This is a genomic window from Cobetia sp., assembly GCF_983723665.1.
In genome coordinates this window covers 31,242-32,599 of the sequence record NZ_CFDJES010000016.1, presented here as the reverse complement: position 1 = coordinate 32,599, position 1,358 = coordinate 31,242, and the positions used below count along the sequence as shown (strand labels likewise).

The following is a 1,358-nucleotide window of genomic DNA, read 5'->3' as shown; positions in this document are numbered from 1 at the left end:
CCGGCCGATGATGAAATGAGCACGTGGACACTGACAACCAGCGAGATTAGGCACATGAGTGAGCAGGGCAAGCACGACACCACGGACGTCGTGGCGTACATGAATCGTCTGGGGCACGCAGCGCGCGCGGCAAGCGTCGTGATGCGTCGCGTCGACAGCGGCATCAAGAATCGTGCTCTGCAGACCATGGCGCGTCTGATCGATGAGCGTCGCGAGGCACTGGCAGAGGCCAACGCCGAGGACCTGACGCGTGCACGCGCCAATGGGCTCTCGGAGGCGATGGTCGATCGTCTCGCGCTGACGCCGGCGCGTATCGACGGCATGATCGAAGGGCTCGAGCAGGTCGCGGCGCTGCCGGACCCGGTCGGCGAGGTCGATGGTCTGCGCTCGCGTCCGAGCGGCATTCAGGTCGGCCACATGCGCGTGCCGCTGGGCGTGATCGGCATCATCTTCGAGTCACGCCCCAACGTGACCATCGAGGCGGCCAGCCTGTGTCTGAAGTCCGGCAATGCCTGCATCCTGCGCGGTGGCTCCGAGGCCGCGTCCAGCAACCGTGCGCTGAGCGAGATCATCAGCGAGGCGTTGGTGCTCTCCGAGCTGCCGGCCACGGCAGTGCAGGTCGTCGCCACCACGGACCGCGCCGCGGTCGGTGAGCTGATCGCGATGCCCGAGTTCGTCGACGTCATCATTCCGCGCGGTGGCAAGAGCCTCATCTCGCGTATCTCGCGTGATGCGCGCGTGCCGGTCATCAAGCACCTCGATGGCATCTGCCACGTCTATATCGATGCCACGGCTGACCTGGCGATGGCGGTCCGGATCGCCGAGAACGCCAAGACCCACCGCTACGGCACCTGCAACACCATGGAGACCCTGCTGGTCGATGCGCCGGTTGCCGCCGAGGTCCTGCCGCGTATCGCCGAGCGTCTGGCGGCACATGAAGTCGAGATTCGCGGTTGCGAGCGCACCTGTAAAGTGCTGCCGCAGGCCGTGGCCGCCAGTGCGGAAGACTGGGACACCGAATACCTGGCGCCGATTCTGGCGATTCGCGTCGTGGATGGCGTCGATGAGGCGATGGCGCATATCGAGCGGCACAGCTCCGGGCACACCGAGGCCATCATCACCGAGAACTATGCGCTGGCGCGCCGCTTCATGGCGGAAGTCGATTCCAGCTCGGTGATGGTCAACGCCTCCACCCGCTTCGCCGATGGCTTCGAATATGGCCTGGGCGCCGAGATCGGCATCTCCACCGACAAGCTGCATGCGCGTGGCCCGGTCGGGCTTGAGGGCCTGACGACCCGCAAGTACATCGTGTTCGGTGATGGGCAGATTCGCCAGTGAAGGACCAGGTCTCACCCGCC

1 protein-coding gene is annotated in these 1,358 nt (G+C 65.7%); it reads left to right on the top strand.

Annotated elements, in window-relative coordinates; translation table 11 throughout:
- Positions 1-54: 54 nt before the first annotated feature.
- Positions 55-1,338 (top strand): glutamate-5-semialdehyde dehydrogenase, encoded by a 1,284-nt coding sequence (locus AC4FAH_RS03335; RefSeq protein ID WP_339926539.1) that lies wholly within the window; start codon positions 55-57, stop codon positions 1,336-1,338.
- Positions 1,339-1,358: the final 20 nt, after the last annotated feature.

Coding starts and splice junctions, on each gene's coding strand:
- AC4FAH_RS03335 (WP_339926539.1), top strand. CDS start 55: ATGAGTGAGCAGGGCAAGCACGACACCACGGACGTCGTGGCGTACATG.